Annotated in this window: 17 protein-coding genes; 5 read left to right on the top strand and 12 right to left on the bottom strand. The window is 65.8% G+C overall.

From position 1 onward, the window contains the following. Nucleotides 1-6: 6 nt before the first annotated feature. The 3 genes from ROH8110_RS13025 to proS all read right to left on the bottom strand — a co-directional run bounded on the left by ROH8110_RS13025 (nucleotide 7) and on the right by proS (nucleotide 3,332). Nucleotides 7-1,257 (bottom strand): lipoprotein-releasing ABC transporter permease subunit, encoded by a 1,251-nt coding sequence (locus tag ROH8110_RS13025; protein ID WP_085818165.1) that lies wholly within the window; start codon nucleotides 1,255-1,257, stop codon nucleotides 7-9. 111 nt (nucleotides 1,258-1,368) lie between these two features. Next, nucleotides 1,369-1,893, bottom strand: coding sequence for a DUF2937 family protein (locus ROH8110_RS13030; protein ID WP_085818166.1), 525 nt, complete (start codon nucleotides 1,891-1,893; stop codon nucleotides 1,369-1,371). A 44-nt stretch (nucleotides 1,894-1,937) separates the two neighbouring features. After that, nucleotides 1,938-3,332, bottom strand: a complete 1,395-nt coding sequence (gene proS / locus ROH8110_RS13035) for a proline--tRNA ligase (protein WP_085818167.1) — start codon at nucleotides 3,330-3,332, stop codon at nucleotides 1,938-1,940. 151 nt (nucleotides 3,333-3,483) lie between these two features. Between proS and ROH8110_RS13040 the strand changes: the two genes are divergently transcribed. The 4 genes from ROH8110_RS13040 (at nucleotide 3,484) to ROH8110_RS13055 (ending at nucleotide 9,062) form a co-directional block, all read left to right on the top strand. Beyond that, the gene (locus ROH8110_RS13040) at nucleotides 3,484-4,548 is read left to right on the top strand and encodes an AI-2E family transporter (RefSeq protein WP_085818168.1); all 1,065 of its coding nucleotides are present in this window, start codon (nucleotides 3,484-3,486) and stop codon (nucleotides 4,546-4,548) included. After that, nucleotides 4,548-5,213, top strand: a complete 666-nt coding sequence (locus tag ROH8110_RS13045; protein ID WP_085818169.1) for a P-loop NTPase family protein — start codon at nucleotides 4,548-4,550, stop codon at nucleotides 5,211-5,213. The genes ROH8110_RS13040 and ROH8110_RS13045 overlap by 1 nt, the downstream gene beginning before the upstream one ends. Before the next feature lie 58 nt (nucleotides 5,214-5,271). Then, nucleotides 5,272-7,446 (top strand): RNA degradosome polyphosphate kinase, encoded by a 2,175-nt coding sequence (locus tag ROH8110_RS13050; RefSeq protein WP_085818170.1) that lies wholly within the window; start codon nucleotides 5,272-5,274, stop codon nucleotides 7,444-7,446. A 62-nt stretch (nucleotides 7,447-7,508) separates the two neighbouring features. Continuing rightward, nucleotides 7,509-9,062, top strand: a complete 1,554-nt coding sequence (locus ROH8110_RS13055) for a Ppx/GppA family phosphatase (RefSeq protein WP_085818171.1) — start codon at nucleotides 7,509-7,511, stop codon at nucleotides 9,060-9,062. A 9-nt stretch (nucleotides 9,063-9,071) separates the two neighbouring features. Here the strand turns inward: ROH8110_RS13055 and ROH8110_RS13060 are convergent, their stop codons facing one another. From ROH8110_RS13060 to ROH8110_RS13095, 8 genes are all read right to left on the bottom strand, one after another. Further along, nucleotides 9,072-9,449 carry a hypothetical protein gene (locus ROH8110_RS13060; protein ID WP_085818172.1) on the bottom strand — a complete coding sequence of 126 codons (378 nt, stop codon included), beginning with the start codon at nucleotides 9,447-9,449 and terminating at the stop codon, nucleotides 9,072-9,074. A gap of 31 nt (nucleotides 9,450-9,480) precedes the next feature. After that, nucleotides 9,481-10,518, bottom strand: a complete 1,038-nt coding sequence (locus ROH8110_RS13065; protein ID WP_085818173.1) for an endonuclease/exonuclease/phosphatase family protein — start codon at nucleotides 10,516-10,518, stop codon at nucleotides 9,481-9,483. Then, nucleotides 10,499-11,197: a molecular chaperone DjiA gene (locus ROH8110_RS13070; protein WP_085818174.1), complete on the bottom strand. Its 699-nt coding sequence runs from the start codon at nucleotides 11,195-11,197 to the stop codon at nucleotides 10,499-10,501. Before ROH8110_RS13070 ends, ROH8110_RS13065 begins: the two co-directional genes overlap by 20 nt. Before the next feature lie 41 nt (nucleotides 11,198-11,238). Continuing rightward, nucleotides 11,239-11,727, bottom strand: coding sequence for a GNAT family N-acetyltransferase (locus tag ROH8110_RS13075; protein WP_085818175.1), 489 nt, complete (start codon nucleotides 11,725-11,727; stop codon nucleotides 11,239-11,241). Beyond that, entirely contained in the window at nucleotides 11,724-12,335 is a 612-nt protein-coding gene (locus ROH8110_RS13080) for a VOC family protein (RefSeq protein ID WP_085818176.1), read from the bottom strand. The genes ROH8110_RS13075 and ROH8110_RS13080 overlap by 4 nt, the downstream gene beginning before the upstream one ends. Before the next feature lie 18 nt (nucleotides 12,336-12,353). After that, the gene (locus ROH8110_RS13085; RefSeq protein WP_170156506.1) at nucleotides 12,354-12,857 is read right to left on the bottom strand and encodes an MAPEG family protein; all 504 of its coding nucleotides are present in this window, start codon (nucleotides 12,855-12,857) and stop codon (nucleotides 12,354-12,356) included. An 89-nt stretch (nucleotides 12,858-12,946) separates the two neighbouring features. Further along, a complete protein-coding gene (gene scpA / locus ROH8110_RS13090; RefSeq protein WP_085818178.1) occupies nucleotides 12,947-15,076 on the bottom strand; it encodes a methylmalonyl-CoA mutase in 2,130 nt (709 codons plus the stop codon). Continuing rightward, nucleotides 15,048-15,995, bottom strand: coding sequence for a hypothetical protein (locus ROH8110_RS13095; protein WP_085818179.1), 948 nt, complete (start codon nucleotides 15,993-15,995; stop codon nucleotides 15,048-15,050). The genes scpA and ROH8110_RS13095 overlap by 29 nt, the downstream gene beginning before the upstream one ends. A gap of 178 nt (nucleotides 15,996-16,173) precedes the next feature. Between ROH8110_RS13095 and ROH8110_RS13100 the strand changes: the two genes are divergently transcribed. Continuing rightward, complete coding sequence (locus ROH8110_RS13100) at nucleotides 16,174-16,632, top strand: DUF4174 domain-containing protein (protein WP_085818180.1); 459 nt, start codon at nucleotides 16,174-16,176, stop codon at nucleotides 16,630-16,632. Between the two features lie 13 nt (nucleotides 16,633-16,645). Here ROH8110_RS13100 and ROH8110_RS13105 read toward each other — a convergent pair whose 3' ends face one another. Further along, nucleotides 16,646-17,188, bottom strand: coding sequence for a hypothetical protein (locus tag ROH8110_RS13105; protein ID WP_085818181.1), 543 nt, complete (start codon nucleotides 17,186-17,188; stop codon nucleotides 16,646-16,648). Nucleotides 17,189-17,192: the final 4 nt, after the last annotated feature.

Raw genomic sequence — 17,192 nt, forward strand, 5'->3', positions numbered from 1 at the left:
TCATCACTACTCATAGCGCAGCGCCTCCACCGGGTTCATCCGCGCAGCGCGGCGCGCAGGGAAGATCGTGACCACGAAGCTCAGTCCCAGCGACAGCGTCACCGCCGACATCACGTCACCCAGTTGCAGCTGCGCCGGGAGGTAATAGATGCCCCGGATCGACGGATCCCAGACCTGTCCGCCCATCATCATGTTCACGAAGCTGAAGATCGGATCGATATAGATCGCGAAAACACAGCCCAGAGCCACCCCGGCGGCGGTGCCGATCAGCCCGGTGAAGGCGCCGCAGATGAAGAACACCCGCAGCACCGCGCCCTCGGTCAGGCCCATCGTGCGCAGGATGCCGATATCGCGGCCCTTGTTCTTGACCAGCATGATCAGCCCCGAGGTGATGTTCATCGCCGCGATCAGCACGAGGATCGAGAGGATGATGAACATCACGTTATCTTCGACCTCGAGCGCGCGCAGATAGCCGCCCGAGGCGTCGCGCCATGTCCAGACCTGCGCCCGGTCGCCAGCAGCGCCAAGCAGCCGGTCGCTCATGGCCTCGACCCGTTCCGGCTCGGTGACCATGACCTCAAGCTCATCGGCACGCCCTTCGCGGTTGAAAAAGCCCTGCGCCTCCTCGAAGGGCAGGTAGACGCGCACCTGGTCGATGTCATAGCGCCCTGCAGAGAAGATATAGACCACCTCGTAGGCGTTGATGCGCGGGGTGGTGCCGAAGGCGGTCTTGATCCCGTTGGGCGAGATCAGCTTGATGCGGTCCCCCAGATCGACATTGAGTTCCCGCGCCACGCCCGACCCGATGGCGATGCCCTGCTCGAACGCGCCGATATCGCCGCGCGCGGTTTCGGGGTCCGCGATGCGCGGGATGGTGGCAAGATCCTCGGGGGCGATGCCGAACACCTGAACCCCGGCGTTGCGCTCGCGGGCATTGGCCATGACCTGCCCCTTGATCAGCGGCGCGACACGGGTCACACCATCGATGTCGCGCAGACGCGCGGCCATGTCCTGATAATCGGCAATGGTGCGGTCGAGGCGGCCGGTCTGTTCGTTGACCGCGCCCATGCTGTAGACGGTGACATGGGCGTTCGAGCCCAGGATCGTGTCGACCAGCTCGGCGCGAAAGCCCGAACGCACAGCCAGCGTGGCCACCAGCGCAAAGACCGCGAGGGTGATGCCCACAAGGCTGATCCAGGTCATCACGCTGACGCCGCCCTCGGCCCGCTTGGCGCGCAGATAGCGCCATGCGATCATCCATTCAAAGGGCGCGAAGGGCGCTGGGACGGGTGTGCGACGCTCGGAGCCTGCCACGGGAAACCTCGGGTTTTCGTTTTGCGCGAACAGTGCGTTTTATCGGGGTCAGGGTCAAGGCCGCGCGCCCGGCGCAGCAGGCCTGCGGCGGCGCCCCGGACGCATCAAAGCGCCCAGACCGGCCAACGCCCCGCCGATGAGCCCGTAACCCAGCACGAACCCCGCCGCGCCAAAGCCGATGCCCGCACCGCTGACCGGCACTGCAGGGCGAAACTCGGCCCAGGCGGCGCGTGCGATCTCGGGGTCGCCGAAACGCCAGCTATTGAGCGCGAGGGCGCCCGGACCCGCGCCCCGCAGATGCGCCAGGTCGGCGCTCAATGCCGCGTGGCGCGCCAGAACCTCGCCCATGGACTGCGCGCGCGCCCGGCCCATGCGGCTGCCCCGGCGCAGATCCTCAAGCGCCGCCGCGCGGTCCAAGCCCAGCCCGGCGGCATCTGCGTCGAACCGTTCCACCACGTCGTCAAGCGCCTGCACCGCGCCGGCAAGGCGCTGTGTATATTGCTGCGCATATTCGGGAAACTGCGACAGCCCGGCCGCCCCGGCCAGGCCACCCGCCAGCGCGATAGCCCTGAAAAGCATCGTTTCTCTGTCCTGCCTCGTCTTTTTCGAGACAGTATAGCGGCTCAGAGCCAGGTGTGGAACGACCGTTTCGCCATCGGCTCGCTGCGCGGCGCGCCGTGATGGGGCGCATAGATCTGCGCTATCTTTTCAACGGCTTTCTCGGGTGGCAATTCTTCGCTTGCGCCCGTGCGGCGGCTGGTCAGTTCGACCACCCCGTTCTTGAGCCCGCGCGGCCCCACGGTGATCCGCCAAGGCAGGCCGATCAGGTCCTGGGTCGCGAATTTGGCCCCTGCCCGGTCGTCGGTGTCGTCATAAAGCGGCTCGAGGCCCAGCGCCTCGACGGATTTGTAGATCGCCTCACAGGCGGCGTCAGCCTCGGAATCGCCCTGCTTGAGATTGACGATCCCCACATGGAAGGGCGTAACCCCCTCGGGCCAGATGATCCCCTTGTCGTCATGGCTGGCTTCGATGATCGCGCCCACAAGGCGGCTGACGCCGATCCCGTGGCTGCCCATATGTACCGGCACCGGCTTGCCGTCCGGCCCCTGCACGGTGGCGCCCATCGGTTCCGAATACTTGGTGCCGAAATAGAAGATCTGCCCGACTTCGATGCCCCGCCCCTCGCGGCGGCGGGCCTCGGGGACGCGTTCATGGAACACCGCCTCGTCATGGGTGTCGTCGGTGCGGGCATAGCGCGAGGTGAATTCCTCCATCACCGACTGGCAGGCGGCGACATCATCGTAGTCGATCTCGCGGTCGCCGAACCGCAGGTCTGTGATCTCGCTGTCATAGAACACGCCGGATTCGCCGGTCTCGGCCAGCACCAGGAATTCGTGGGTGTCGTCGCCGCCGATGGGGCCGCTTTCGGCGCGCATCGGGATCGCCTGAAGGCCCATGCGCTCATAGGTGCGCAGGTAGCTGACCAGGTGGCGGTTATAGGCATGCATCGCGTCTTCGCGCGTCAGGTCGAAATTGTAGCCGTCCTTCATCAGGAACTCGCGCCCCCGCATCACGCCGAAACGCGGGCGGATCTCGTCGCGGAACTTCCACTGGATGTGATAGAGCGTCAGCGGCAGTTCCTTGTAGCTGCCCACATGGCTGCGGAAAATGTCGGTGATCAGCTCTTCGTTGGTCGGCCCATAGAGCATGTCGCGCCCGTGCCGGTCGGTGATGCGCAGCATTTCCTCGCCGTAATCGTCATACCGCCCGCTTTCGCGCCAGAGGTCGGCCGATTGAAGCGTCGGCATCAGCATCGGGATGTGGCCAGCGCGGATCTGTTCCTCATGGACGATGTTTTCCAGCTTGCGCAGCACCTTGAAGCCCATCGGCAACCACGAGTAGTTCCCGGCGCTGGCCTGCTTGATCATGCCCGCGCGCAGCATCAAGCGATGGCTGGCGATCTGGGCTTCGGCGGGCGTTTCCTTGAGCACGGGCAGGAAGTAGCGGGACAGACGCATTGCGGCGCACCTTGTGGCTGTTGGCGTTCGCCTCCCGTTTATGGCTTTGCAGGCGGGCAGACAAGCCGTCCCGCTGCTTTTTGGGCAAGCGCGCACTTGCAAGCGAGGCGCGCTTGGGCGATGTCTGACATGGAAGCAATCCGAGGCGCACATGGCTTTGCCGGTCGGCACACAGATGAAATACTGGGGCATCGCTTCGGCGGTGTTCATGGTCATCATGTGGTTTCTCGGGGATGTCATCCTGCCTTTCGTGCTGGGCGGCGCGATCGCCTATTTCCTTGATCCGCTGGCCGACCGGCTGGAGCGCATGGGGGCATCGCGCGCGGTGGCGGTGACGCTGATCACGCTGCTTGCGCTGCTGGTCTTCGTGGTGATGGCGCTTCTGGTGGTGCCGACGCTCATTCAGCAATCCGTGGCCCTCTTCGATACCGCGCCCAAGCTGTTCGGCCAGTTCCAGGAGGTGCTGACAGAACGTTTCCCCTCGGTCGTCAACGAGGATTCGGTGCTGCGCAAGTCGCTGATCGCCATCGGGCAGACCATCAGCGACCGCGGCGGACAGGTGCTCGAATCGGTGCTGAGTTCGGCCGCCTCGCTGATCAACGTGGTGCTGTTGTTCGTGATCGTGCCGGTGGTGGCCTTCTACCTGCTGTACGACTGGGACCGCATGGTCGCGCGCATCGACGAACTGCTGCCGCGCGACCACGCGCCAGTGATCCGTCACCTGGCGCGCGATATCGACCGGACGCTGGCCAGCTTCATTCGGGGCATGGGCACGGTCTGTCTGATCCTTGGCACCTATTACGCCCTGGCGCTGATGCTGGTGGGGCTGCAATTCGGCCTTGTGGTGGGGGCCGTGGCGGGACTGATCACCTTCATCCCCTATATCGGCGCGGTGGTGGGCGGCGCGCTGGCGATCGGGCTGGCGCTGTTCCAGTTCTGGGGCGACTGGGTCAGCATCGGGCTGGTGGCGGGCATCTTCGTGCTGGGCCAGGTGGCCGAGGGCAATTTCCTGACCCCCAAGCTGGTCGGCAACTCGGTCGGGCTGCACCCTGTCTGGCTGATCTTTGCACTGTCGGTCTTTGGCGCGCTGTTCGGTTTCGTCGGCATGTTGGTGGCGGTGCCGGTGGCCGCCGCCATCGGTGTGCTGGCCCGCTTCCTGATTTCGCGCTATATGGGTAGCCGCCTTTATCGCGGTCTTTCATCCACGGACGAGTGATGCCCGAACAACTCAGCTTCGACCTGCCCGTGCGCGAAGCACTGGGGCGCGACGATTTCTTCGTCTCACCGGCCAATGCCGAGGCCGTCGCGATGATCGAGGGCTGGCAGGGCTGGCCGGCGCGCAAGCTGTTGCTGATCGGCCCCGAAGACGCGGGCAAGACGCATCTGGCGCATGTCTGGGCCGTCCTGTCAGGCGCGCGCATCATCGCCGCGCGCGACCTGGCCGGGGCAGATATCCCCGCCCTCGCCCAGACCCATCTGGCGATCGAGGATTGCGACTCCATCGCGGGCGATCCCGACGCCGAAGAGGCGCTGTTTCACCTCCATAACCTTGCGCTGGCCGAGGGCCGCTCGATCCTGATGACCGCCTCGCGCCCACCGCGCGACTGGAATCTCACACTGCCAGACCTTGCCAGCCGGATGCAGGGCACGCCCGCCACGATCCTGCGCGAGCCGGACGATGCGCTGCTGGCGGCGGTGCTGATGAAGCTGATGCAGGATCGCCAGCTGTCTCCCACGCCCAACACGATTCCCTATCTCGTGCGCCGGATCGACCGCTCGTTCGCGGCCGCCCGCGAAGTGGTGGCCGGGCTTGATGCGCTGGCGCTCGAGACCAAGAGTCCGATCACGCGCCATCTTGCCACGAAGTTGCTGGACAAGTGACCGTCCGGGCGGCAGACTTCGTCACCTTTCCGTTACACGCCAACGCCATAAGGCCCGCATGAACAAAGCAGATTTTCTCAATTCCCCGACGCCCGAGCCAATCGATCTGCCTGATCTGGATCTGCACGGGCCGGGACGCTTCTACAACCGCGAACTCAGCTGGCTGGGCTTCAACTGGCGCGTGCTGGGCGAAGCGCAGAACCAGCGTGTTCCGCTGCTTGAACGCCTGCGCTTCCTGTCGATCTCGGCCACCAATCTCGACGAGTTCTACAACGTGCGCGTCGCGGGCCTGCGTGAACTCGCCCATGCGGGCAACACCACCCCCGCCGATGACGGCCTGACCCCCGCCGAACAGCTGGTGCTGATCAACGAAAACGCCCGCCGCCTTCTGGATGCGCAGCAGGAAACCTTCGAGACCCTGCGCCGCGAGATGGAAGGCGAGAATATCTCGATCCTCGACGCGGGCAGCCTGACCGATACCGACCGCGCATACCTGGGCGAGATGTTCCTCAACAAGGTGTTCCCGGTGCTGTCGCCGCTGGCCATCGACCCGGCGCATCCGTTCCCCTTCATCCCCAACCTGGGCTATTCGCTCGCGCTCCAGCTTGAGCGCAAATCCGACAAGCGCCCGCTTCAGGCGCTGTTGCCCATTCCCCAGCAGATCGACCGCTTCGTCAGCCTGCCCGCAGAGCCGGGCTTTCACCGCGTGATCCCGCTGGAAGAACTGCTTCTGGTGCATCTCGACAGCCTGTTCCCGGGCTATGTCCACAAGGGGCATTGCGCCTTCAGGGTGCTGCGCGACAGCGATCTGGAAGTCGAGGAAGAGGCCGAAGACCTGGTGCGCGAATTTGAAGTGGCGCTGAAACGCCGTCGCCGGGGCGAAGTGGTGCGCATGAAGATCTCGACCAACGCCCCCGAGGCGCTGCGCCGCGTGATCATGGACGAGCTGCATGTCATCCCCGACGAGGTGGTCGAGGTCGAAGGCATGATCGGGCTGGCCGATCTCAAGGAACTGGTGCTGGATGACCGCCCCGACCTTCTGTGGCCTTCCTTTACCCCGCGCGTGCCCGAACGGGTGCAGGACCATGACGGCGACATGTTCGCGGCCATCCGCCAGAAGGACATGCTGCTGCACCACCCCTACGAGACCTTCGACATGGTGGTGCGGTTCCTCGCGCAGGCGGCGCGCGATCCCAACGTGGTGGCGATCAAGCAGACGCTTTATCGCACCTCCAAGGACAGTCCCATCGTCAGCGCACTCTGCGAAGCCGCCGAGGACGGCAAATCCGTCACCGCGCTGGTCGAGCTCAAGGCGCGCTTTGACGAGGCCGCCAATATCCGCCAGTCACGGCGGCTGGAACGTGCGGGCGCGCATGTGGTCTATGGCTTTCTCGATCTCAAGACCCATGCCAAGATATCGACCGTGGTGCGCCGCGAAGGCGACAGCCTCGTGACCTATACCCATTACGGCACCGGCAATTATCACCCGATCACCGCCAAGATATATACCGATCTCAGCCTGTTCACCTGCGATCCGGCGCTGGGGCGCGATGCGACAAAGGTGTTCAACTACCTCTCGGGCTATGCCCAGCCCGAGAAGCTGGACAATCTGGCGATCTCGCCGATCTCGCTCAAGCCGCGCCTGATCGAGATGATCGCGCGCGAGGCCGAGCATGCCCGCGCCGGCAAGCCCGCCGCGATCTGGGCCAAGATGAACGCGCTGATCGAGCCGGACGTGATCGACGCGCTTTATGCCGCCAGCCAGGCGGGGGTGAAGATCAACCTCGTGGTGCGCGGCATCTGCGGGCTGCGCCCCGGCGTCCGGGGGCTCAGCGAAACCATCCGCGTCAAGTCCATCGTCGGGCGGTTCCTCGAGCATTCGCGCATCGTCTGTTTCGGCAACGGCGCCGACCTGCCCTCCAAGAAGGCGCGGGTCTATATCAGCTCGGCCGACTGGATGGGGCGCAACCTCAGCCGCCGCGTCGAAACCCTGGTCGAAATCCAGAACCCGACCGTCAAGGCCCAGATCGTCAGTCAGGTGATGGCGGCCAACATGGCCGACGTGGCACAAAGCTGGGTCATGTCGGGCGATGGCAATTTCACCCGCGCCGAGGTTGCCGAAGGCGAATTCGCCTTCAACTGCCACCGCTTCTTCATGGAGAACCCGTCATTGTCGGGGCGCGGGTCCGCGGGCGCTTCGGATGTGCCCAAGTTGACTCACACCGAAGACTGATCGGGTGATTGACCCCTCGGGCCACCTGGCCCATAAGAGGGCCGCACAGACCCGAGAGGCACATGGACGGCACCAGCGATCCGGCGCATCAGGATGATGGCGGGCCATTTGGCCGCCCCCTGTTCGACAAGCCCTCGGCCCGCGCGCTCAGCCGTGTGGGCGTGGTCGATGTGGGCTCCAACTCGGTGCGTCTGGTGGTGTTCGACGGCGCCGCGCGCAGCCCCGCCTATTTCTACAATGAAAAGATCATGTGCGGGCTTGGCGCGGGCATGTCCGACAGCGGCCGTCTCAATCCCCAGGGGCGCGAACGCGCGCTGGCCGCGCTCAGGCGCTTCAGGCTGCTGGGCGACGGGATGGGCACCGGGGCGCTGAGCGCGGTTGCAACCGCCGCCGTGCGCGACGCCGAGGACGGCGCAGAATTCCGCGACCAGGTCGAACGCGAGACCGGCATCCGCCTCTGGGTGATCGACGGGCGCGAAGAGGCGCGCCTTTCGGCGCAGGGCGTATTGCTGGGCTGGCCGGGCTCCTATGGGCTGGTCTGCGATATCGGCGGCTCGTCGATGGAACTGGCGGAAATCAACGGCGGCACCGTCGGAGAACGCATGTCGTCGTCGCTGGGGCCGCTCAAGCTGCGCGACCTCAAGGGCGGCAAGAAAGCCCGCAAGGCGTTGATTCATGACACCCTGGCGCGCATGCGCAAGGAACTGGGCGAGCAGAAGAACCGCCTGTTCCTGGTCGGCGGCTCCTGGCGTGCCATCGCCAAGATCGACATGGCACGGCGCGGTTATCCGCTTCAGGTGCTGCATGAATACCGCATGACCCCCAAGGCAGTGCGCGAGACCGCAAAATATATCGAGAAGAACGACCTTGAAGAGCTGCGCAGCCGCGCCGGGGTCTCTTCGGCGCGCGCCGAACTCGTGCCCTACGCCATCGAGGTCCTGCGCGAGGTGGTGCGCACCTTCAAGCCGCGCGACATCGCCGTATCGAGCTATGGTATCCGCGAGGGGCTGCTTTACGAACAGATGCCCCAGCAATTGCGCGACCGCGATCCGCTGATCGAGGCCTGCCGCTTCGCCGAATCCAAGGATGCCCGCCTGCCCGGCTTTGGCCGCGTGGTCTATGATTTCATCGAGCCGCTGTTCCGCTCGGCGCGCCCCGACCGGCGGCGCATCATCAAGGCTGCATGCCTTCTGCATGATGTCTCGTGGCGCTCGCATCCCGATTACCGCGCCGAGGATTGCTTTGACAACGCCACCCGCGCCAACCTTGGCGGGCTCAAGCATTCCGAGCGGGTCTATCTGGGTCTTGCCCTGCTGCACCGCTATTCCAACCGCCGTGAAGGGTCGCGTTTCGAGGATCTTTACGAGCTGATTTCCGAAAAGGACGCCCACGAAGCCGAGGTGCTGGGCAAGGCGATGCGCTTTGCCGCGATGCTGTGGCTGCGCGAGGATGCCCGGCTCGGCAAGATGCAGTGGTATCCCAAGAAAAAGCGGCTGGAGCTGAAACTGTCATCCGACGCGACGCCCCTGTTCGGCGAGGTGGCCGAGGCGCGGTTCCGCTCGCTCGCCGACTCGCTGCAGGCCGAACCCGTCATCGTCACCCCGCCCGGCGCCTGAGCCGCCGCGTCAGATGTCGATCTCGCCCTCGCCGGGCGGGTCGACCGTTTCATCCTCCGGCTCCAGCGGTGTCTTGCGGCGCAGGATGATATCGCCATTGGGCAGCATTTCGGGCGGGTGATAGGCGTTGATATCGCCGATCCGCCCCATCAGATCGCCAAAGGCCGGTCCCATTTCCTCAACGAAACGCTTGAGATCCGGGCCCATCTCTTCGGCCAGCCCGCGCAGATCGTCCATCGCCGGCTCCATCTCGCGCATGATGCCTTCCATGAACAGCCGCGCGCCGCGTTCCATCAGCGACTGTCCCTCATCCTCCGTCGCCTCCTGGGCGCTGGTCGGCAGGGCAAGGCACAGGGCCAGGGCGGAAGTGAGTGCAATCCGTGTCATGACCCCAATATAGGCAAATGCCGCAACGATTTTAAGTCGGCAGGTCAATATCCATCGTGACCGGGAAATGATCCGAGGCCGTCAGCAGCGCCTCGCGCAGTTCCGGCAGCTTCCAGCAGACCGGATCGTCGAACGGATGCCAGATCCGCCAGACCGGATCGCGCGCCGCCAGCTCGGGCGACACCATGACATAATCCAGCAAAGCCTGAAGATAGCGTTTCTCGCTGGGCAGGTAGAACCGCGCGGTGGTGCTGCGCGCACCGATGGTTCGGGTCAGCGCACGCCGCGCATGGGGGTCGAACAGCTGCGCCCCCGCCGCAACCCCATCGCCCATCACGATCTCGACCGAGGAGCGGCCAAACAGATGCTCGTATTCGTCAAGACCGGGGCCGTCATTGAGATCGCCCAGCACCACCAGCGGCTCGCTTGCCTGCAAATGCTGCTCGATGCGGCGGCGCAGCCAGACCGCCTGCGCCTGCTGCTTGCGCCGGTTGGCGATGGCAAGCCGCATGATCTGATCGCGCGTGCGCGCCCCGTGCGGCGCCTTGGATTTCAGATGCGCGCCGATCATGCGGAACGCAAAGCCGCCGGATGTCTCGCAAGCGAGCTCCAGCGGCGGCTTGGAAAACTCCACCAGATCCTCGGTGTCGTCGATATCGAGATCGATCCGGAACACGCCGTCAAAGCGCGGCGCCTCGTCCGAGCCCTTCTTGCCGGTCGCGACGCCCTTGGGATCATGCCGGCAGCTCAGCCTGTCAGGGTCGTAGAGCAGCGCGATTTCCTGCTGCGTCTGGTTGGGAAATCCTGCAACAGCCTTTCGCGCGCGCAGCCCGGCAAAGGCGGCAAAGGCCTCGAGCGCGGGTTCCGTGGCGCGCCGCCCGTTATGGTCGGGCGCCTCGATCACCATCACCGCATCGGCATCCATCGCCGTGAACACGATGCCGAGCGCGGCCAGCTGATCCGCGCGGGTCACCTCGTGGCGGCCCGACCATTCATCATCGGCCAAAAGCCCGCCATCCTTGTCGAACAGCGCATCGAACCATTCGACGTTATAGGCCGCGATCCGCACCCGCGGCCTCCTCATTGATCTCTTCCCAGGCGCGGTTGATATCGACCATGCGCTTTTCAGCCATGCGGATCGCCTCGGGCGGCACGCCGCGCGCGATCATCCGGTCGGGGTGGCTCTCGCGCACCATCTTCTGCCAGGCCTTGCGGATCTGCGGCATGGGCGTGTCGGGGTGCACCCCAAGCACGCTGTAGGGGTCGGGCTTCGCATCCACCACGAACCGGCTGCGCAGACGGCGGAAATCGCCCTCGTCAAGGCCGAATATCTCGGCCACCCGGCGCAGGAAGTCATCCTCGTTGGGGTGATAGGCGCCATCCGCCAGCGCGATATGGAACAATCCCTCCATCAGATCGCACAGCGTGCCATCCTGCCCGCTGAACATCTGGCGGATGCGGCGCGCGTAATCCTCGAATCCCGCCACGTCCTGCCGGGCAAGGTTGAACACCCTCGCCGCGCCCGCCTCGTCCTCGCGCGCGATCTGGAACACCTCGCGAAAGGCGGTGACCTCGTCGCGCGTCACCTGCCCGTCCGCCTTGGCCATCTTCGCCCCCAGCGCGATCACCGCGATGGTAAAGGCGACGCTGCGCTCGGGCGGGCTGCGCAGCTTGTCGAATACCGCGCTCAGCCCCTCGCCCTTGGCCAGTGACGAGATCGCCTCGGATATCCGCGTCCAGATCGACATCACTCAACCTACCCGGTTTGCAAATCCTTGTCAGCGCGGGATCACAGACGTTTCTGCAACAGGACAAGATCCATCCAGCGCCCGAATTTCCATCCGACCTGCGCCAGCACCGCGATGCGCAGGTATCCCAAACGCTCGTGAAAGGCCACAGCCGACGGATTCTCGCCGCTCACGCCTGCAAACATCGTATGCATCTTTGCGCCGCGCGCATGATCCTCGATCGCCCCCAGAAGCGCGCGCCCCACACCGCGCCCGCGCGCGCCGTCACCAAGGATGATGGTATGTTCGCCGGTGCGCGCATAACCCGGACCGCCGCGGAACTGCCCGTAGGCCGCAAAACCCAGCAGCCTGCCGTCTTCCTCAGCCAACAGGAATTCATGCCCCGCCGCCCTGCGCGCGGCGATGTCGGCGGCAATATCCGCAGCGGATTTTTCCTGGCTGTTGAAGGTGATCGCCGTGTCGCGGATCACAGGGTTCCACAGCGCGGCGATGGCGGGCGCGTCATCCGCCTGCGCGGCACGGGTGATCATTCCAGCACCCTCAAGCCGCCGGGCGTCGAGATTTCAGCCCTCAGACCTGGTGCACCGCGCTCGAAAACCACGCGCGAATCCGAAAGTTCAGGTCCCAGCAGGTCGGCCAGCTGCCCGGCCTCGGGGTGGCTCACCACCAGCCGCGCCAAAGTGCAGCCCGACGCCGCCAGCCGGTTCGCGGGATGCGCATCGCCCGCCCATTCGATCAGCGCCGGAAAGCGGTTGTCGAACGCGAGCACCCCGTCGCGCGGAACCGCCATGCGCCAGCTGAGGTCGCCCCGCTCAAGCGCGATGGGGTCGCCCGCCCCCGGATAGCGCGTCAGCGCCGCCCCAAGATCGTCGCAGCGGCAGATCCAGCATTGCAAGGCGGGCGGCCCGTCGAAACTGTCAAGATCGAACCAGCGCGCGCCCTCGGGCGCCGGTGCGTCGGGGTCGATGGCGATCACCTCAAGGTAAATCCCGTTCTCGAGCCCCAGCAACAGGTTATGCGTGCCAAAGCGCGCATGCTGCCCGCCGGCCTGCAGGCGCACGCCCAGCGCCTCCTCGACCGCCGCGCGCCCCTCCTCGAGGTCGCGCGCCGCCACCGCCAGATGATCCAGTTCCAGCATCGCTCATCCCTTCGCGGCTCAGCCAGCGACTCCCGTGCCAAGCCGCAGCAAGGCCCAGAGCGCCACCAGCACCGTCGGCGCGAAACTGCCCGCAAAGCCGAAGACGCGCAAGGGCGTCGAGCAATGGTAGCCCACCCAATAGACCAGCCGCATCAGCGCGAACCCCAAGCCCAGCACCATGATCGCCCCCGGCCCCGCATCGCCCAGCATGATCGCCGCCGCCGGCCAGATGCAAAGCGCGATCAGCAACTGCTCCACCGTGTTCTGCAAGACCCGCTGATCGAGCGCCGCAGGCCCCTGCAACGCGCCCCCTTCCAGCATTGCGGCGTCGCCATATCGGCGCAGCACCACCCGCGCCACCATCATCGCCAGCACCAGCCCCGGCGCCATGAAGGCCGTCATGATCGTCGGCATCAGCGTAAAGACCGGCAGCGTGACAAACCGCGCCGCGACCCAGAGCAGCATCACCGCCCATACCACCCCGGCGCCCGCCGCAATCTTTATCCTGCCTCGTTGCGTCATGCCCCGCATCCTTCATCTTGCCCCGAAATACTCTGGGGGTGAATTGGCCGCAGGCCAAGAGGGGGCAACGCCCCCTCCCTTTCCCGCAATCAGCCGCGCGCCGCGCGGATCAGGCGCAGGATATCCTGCGCGGCCTCGGGGATATTGGTGCCGGGGCCGAAGATCGCCTTGACGCCGGCCTTCTTCAGGAAATCGTAATCCTGTTGCGGGATGACCCCGCCGCAGATCACGATGATGTCGCCCGCATCCTTTTCCTTCAGCGCCTCGATCAACTGTGGCGCCAGCGTCTTGTGGCCCGCCGCCTGGCTCGAGATGCCGACCACGTGCACGTCATTGTCGACCGCGTCCTGCGCCGCCTCCTCAGGGGTCTGGAACAGCGGGCCGACATCGACGTCAAAGCCGATATCGGCAAAGGCGGTGGCGATCACCTTGGCGCCGCGGTCATGGCCGTCCTGGCCCATCTTGACCACCAGCATCCGCGGCCGCCGCCCCTCGTCCCTGGCGAAATCCTCGACCGATTTCTGGATCGCGGCAAAGCCCTCGTCGCCCTCGTAGGCGGCGCCATAGACACCGGCCAGGGTCTTCACCTCGGCGCGGTGGCGGCCGAATTCCTTTTCCATCGCCATGCTGATCTCTCCTACGGTGGCGCGTTGGCGGGCGGCCTCGACCGCCGCCTCCAGAAGGTTGCCGCCCTCGCGGGCGCGGCGGGTCAGTTCCTCGAGCGCCGCATCGCAGGCGGCGCTGTCGCGGGTCTTGCGGATCTTCTCCAGATGCGCGATCTGCGACTTGCGCACCTTGACGTTGTCCACATCAAGGATGTCGATCGGGTCTTCCTTGTCCTTGCGATACTTGTTGACGCCCACGATCACCTCGTCGCCGCGGTCGATCATCGCCTGGCGGGTGGCGGCGGTTTCCTCGATGCGCAGCTTGGGCATGCCGGATTCGACCGCCTTGGTCATGCCGCCCATCTCCTCGACCTCCTCCATCAGCGCCCAGGCCTTCTCGGCCAGTTCGGCGGTCAGGCTTTCGACGTAATAGGACCCCGCCAGCGGATCGACCACATTGGTGACGCCGGTCTCCTCCTGCAGGATCAGCTGCGTGTTGCGCGCGATCCGGGCACTGAAATCGGTGGGCAGCGCAATCGCCTCGTCAAGCGCGTTGGTATGCAGCGACTGCGTGCCGCCCAGCACCGCGCTCATAGCCTCATAGGCGGTGCGGATCACGTTGTTGTAGGGGTCCTGCTCCTGCAGCGAGACACCCGATGTCTGGCAATGGGTGCGCAGCATCTTGGAGCGCTCGCTCTTGGCGCCGAACTCGCTCATCACCCGGTGCCACAGCAGCCGCGCGGCGCGCAGCTTGGCGGCCTCCATGAAGAAGTTCATGCCGATGGCGAAGAAGAACGACAGCCGCCCGGCGAACTTGTCCACATCCATGCCCGCCTCGATGGCGGCGCGCACATATTCGCGCCCATCCGCCAGCGTATAGGCCAGCTCCTGCACGAGGTTCGCGCCCGCCTCCTGCATGTGATAGCCCGAGATGCTGATCGAGTTGAACCGCGGCATGTGCGCCGAGGTGTATTCGATGATGTCGCTGATGATCCGCATCGAGGGCTTGGGCGGATAGATATAGGTGTTGCGGACCATGAACTCCTTGAGGATGTCGTTCTGGATCGTGCCCGACAGCAGGCTCTTGTCATGGCCCTGTTCCTCGCCCGCGACGATGAAGCTGGCCAGCACCGGGATCACCGCGCCGTTCATCGTCATCGAAACGCTGACCTCGTTGAGCGGGATGCCGTCGAACAGCACCTTCATGTCCTCGACACTGTCGATGGCGACGCCCGCCTTGCCCACATCGCCCACCACGCGCGGATGGTCGCTGTCATAGCCGCGATGCGTCGCCAGGTCGAAAGCCACCGAAACGCCCTGCTGGCCGGCGGCCAGGTTGCGCCGGTAAAAGGCGTTGGATTCCTCTGCGGTCGAGAACCCGGCATATTGGCGGATCGTCCAGGGGCGCCCGGCATACATCGTGGCGCGCGGGCCGCGGGTAAAGGGCGCCTGCCCGGGAATCGAGCCCAGATGCGCCAGCCCCTCGACATCCTCTTCGGTATAGAGCGGCTGGATGTCGATCCCTTCGAGGGTCTTCCACGTCAGATCCTCAAGCGGGCGGCCCTTCAGCTCGCCCTCGGCGAGTTTACGCCATTCGTCTTTCCTGCGTCCCATTTCGTTGTCCTCTTGTCATCTGACCCGCGGACGGATGTGCCTCCGCCTTTGCAGGTCCGGTTTCCTCGATCAATGTCGCCAGCCCGTCCGCCCCGGCGCGCAGCCAGTGCAGATCGTCGGCATATGTTTCGCGCAGCGCGGCGGCCTGAACCCTGTCGAAGGGCTGCCAGCGTGCGCAATCCGTGCCCTCGCCAAGGCGTGCAGGCGCGCCGCCGCGCGCCGTCACCGCCGCGCGCAGCGCCCCCAGAAGGGGCGCGCGGTTCAGCCATTCGCGCGCATGGGCGCGCGGCATCGCCTCGATGGGCCGTGCGGTCATCACCGCCAGGCGCGCCTCGGGGCGCGACGCCAGCGCCTCATGCGTCAGCACCAAGATCTCGGCGCCGCCAAAGGCGCAGGCCACATCGCTCACCACATCGCGCCAGGCGCGGGCGCCGCCCGCCAGTGCCTCAAGGTCGCGTCCTTGCGGCAACCGGTGCCCGCGCGCCACCGCAAAGGCCAGCGCCGAGCTCCAGTACTGGTCCTGCGCGCGCAGCGACAGCACCACGCGATCCACGCGCCCGTCAAAAGCCTGCGCAAAACGCGCCAGCCGCAAGCCCGCATCGCCATAAAGGCTGTGTTCGCGCAGGTTGCGGCGGGTTGCGCCCAGCATGTTCTCGTCGCTGACGACCAGCGTGTCACAGCCCGAACGCGCCGCCGCCTCCAGGTTGATCAGGACCCGCCCGCGCGCGCGCTCCAGCTGGACATGCGCGCTGTGCCGCCCGGCCATCGGCAGCACGCCGCTCAGAAGCCCGCTCCGCGTGCGCCGCGGGCCCCAGAACCCGATGCCTGCCTCAGCCAGCGCAGCCACATTGTGACGCATGTAGTGCTGAAGGCTGGTCGAGGCGGTTCTGTGCGCCCCCAGATGCAATGTGATCTTCATGGTCTTGCGAGCCCTTCGCCGGATTGCCGCATGGTGCGGGCTGGGGGTTTCCCCTTCCCGCCATGCTGCACGCCCAAAGCTGAGCAAGCGATTAATGCGCGAATTTTCCGCGACGGGGTGGCATTGGGCCTTCGCATTTGCCACCCGCCCGCCTATATCTTGGCTGACAGGTAGGACCATGCAGAAGATATTCGCCCTTGTTTTCATGGCCCTGATGGCCAATCCGCTCGCCGCGCAGGACAGCGCCGAAGGCGATGCCGCAGGCGTTCCGCCAATCATCTTTCCCGCAGACCAGGTGGATTTGAACGAATTTCTCTGGATAAAACGGCCGCTCATCGTCTTTGCCGACGCCCCGGCGGATCCGCAGTTTCTCCAGCAGATGGAATTCATCACCGCCCGGCTCGATGCGCTTGACGCGCGCGACGTGGTGGTCATCACCGACACCGCCCCCGACGCGGGCGGCGATCTGCGCCGGCAGTTGCGACCACGCGGCTTCATGCTGGTGCTGATGGGCAAGGATGGCACCATATACCTGCGCAAACCGTTCCCTTGGGACGTGCGCGAAATCAGCCGCACCATCGACAAGCTGCCCACCCGCCAGCGCGAAATGCGCGAGGAGCAACAGGGCGACAGCTGATCGCGCGCGCCCATCACGGTGCCCCCATCGCCACGACCAGCAGGCCGGTCACCGGATCCAGCATCATGACCGCGCCGTTTTCCCGGTCATAGGCCAGCAGGCTGCGCGGCCCCTCGATGGCGGCGCGAAAGGCGCTTTCGGCCACCGCGTCCATGCAGGCCCGCCCCTCGAGCGCGGCGCGGCGCATCGCCATGCCGGTCGCGCGCTCGGTATTGGCCAGCGCCACCAGCCCTTCATCGGGCGACTGGCGGCTTGAATCGAGCGCCGCACGGCCACCGCGTTTGAGCTGCACCAGCATGTCGCGCGGGTCCGACACCACCGGCATCTGCGCCTTCACATCCGCCGAATTGAGCCGGAACACCGCCGCCAGGCAATCGCCCCGCGCCTCGAATGTCACGGTGTCGCCAACGGCGAACCATTGCTCCAGTCGCTCGCGCAACCCGGCCTCGCTGTCGCGTGCACAGGCGGCGGTCAACACGAGACCGGCCAGCGAGACACAGGCCAACGCCCCGGCCCCCCGCCGCTCAGCCCGCATATGCCCGCCGCCGCGCATCATTCCC

This window comes from Roseovarius halotolerans (assembly GCF_900172255.1).
Taxonomy (GTDB): domain Bacteria; phylum Pseudomonadota; class Alphaproteobacteria; order Rhodobacterales; family Rhodobacteraceae; genus Roseovarius; species Roseovarius halotolerans.

Excerpts from the sequence above, each read along its gene's own strand:
- ROH8110_RS13025 (WP_085818165.1), bottom strand. The coding sequence starts at position 1,257 with ATGATCGCATGGCGCTATCTGCGCGCCAAGCGGGCCGAGGGCGGCGTC.
- ROH8110_RS13030 (WP_085818166.1), bottom strand. The coding sequence starts at position 1,893 with ATGCTTTTCAGGGCTATCGCGCTGGCGGGTGGCCTGGCCGGGGCGGCC.
- proS (WP_085818167.1), bottom strand. The coding sequence starts at position 3,332 with ATGCGTCTGTCCCGCTACTTCCTGCCCGTGCTCAAGGAAACGCCCGCC.
- ROH8110_RS13040 (WP_085818168.1), top strand. The coding sequence starts at position 3,484 with ATGGCTTTGCCGGTCGGCACACAGATGAAATACTGGGGCATCGCTTCG.
- ROH8110_RS13045 (WP_085818169.1), top strand. The coding sequence starts at position 4,548 with ATGCCCGAACAACTCAGCTTCGACCTGCCCGTGCGCGAAGCACTGGGG.
- ROH8110_RS13050 (WP_085818170.1), top strand. The coding sequence starts at position 5,272 with ATGAACAAAGCAGATTTTCTCAATTCCCCGACGCCCGAGCCAATCGAT.
- ROH8110_RS13055 (WP_085818171.1), top strand. The coding sequence starts at position 7,509 with ATGGACGGCACCAGCGATCCGGCGCATCAGGATGATGGCGGGCCATTT.
- ROH8110_RS13060 (WP_085818172.1), bottom strand. The coding sequence starts at position 9,449 with ATGACACGGATTGCACTCACTTCCGCCCTGGCCCTGTGCCTTGCCCTG.
- ROH8110_RS13070 (WP_085818174.1), bottom strand. The coding sequence starts at position 11,197 with ATGTCGATCTGGACGCGGATATCCGAGGCGATCTCGTCACTGGCCAAG.
- ROH8110_RS13075 (WP_085818175.1), bottom strand. The coding sequence starts at position 11,727 with ATGATCACCCGTGCCGCGCAGGCGGATGACGCGCCCGCCATCGCCGCG.
- ROH8110_RS13080 (WP_085818176.1), bottom strand. The coding sequence starts at position 12,335 with ATGCTGGAACTGGATCATCTGGCGGTGGCGGCGCGCGACCTCGAGGAG.
- ROH8110_RS13085 (WP_170156506.1), bottom strand. The coding sequence starts at position 12,857 with ATGACGCAACGAGGCAGGATAAAGATTGCGGCGGGCGCCGGGGTGGTA.
- scpA (WP_085818178.1), bottom strand. The coding sequence starts at position 15,076 with ATGGGACGCAGGAAAGACGAATGGCGTAAACTCGCCGAGGGCGAGCTG.
- ROH8110_RS13095 (WP_085818179.1), bottom strand. The coding sequence starts at position 15,995 with ATGAAGATCACATTGCATCTGGGGGCGCACAGAACCGCCTCGACCAGC.
- ROH8110_RS13100 (WP_085818180.1), top strand. The coding sequence starts at position 16,174 with ATGCAGAAGATATTCGCCCTTGTTTTCATGGCCCTGATGGCCAATCCG.
- ROH8110_RS13105 (WP_085818181.1), bottom strand. The coding sequence starts at position 17,188 with ATGATGCGCGGCGGCGGGCATATGCGGGCTGAGCGGCGGGGGGCCGGG.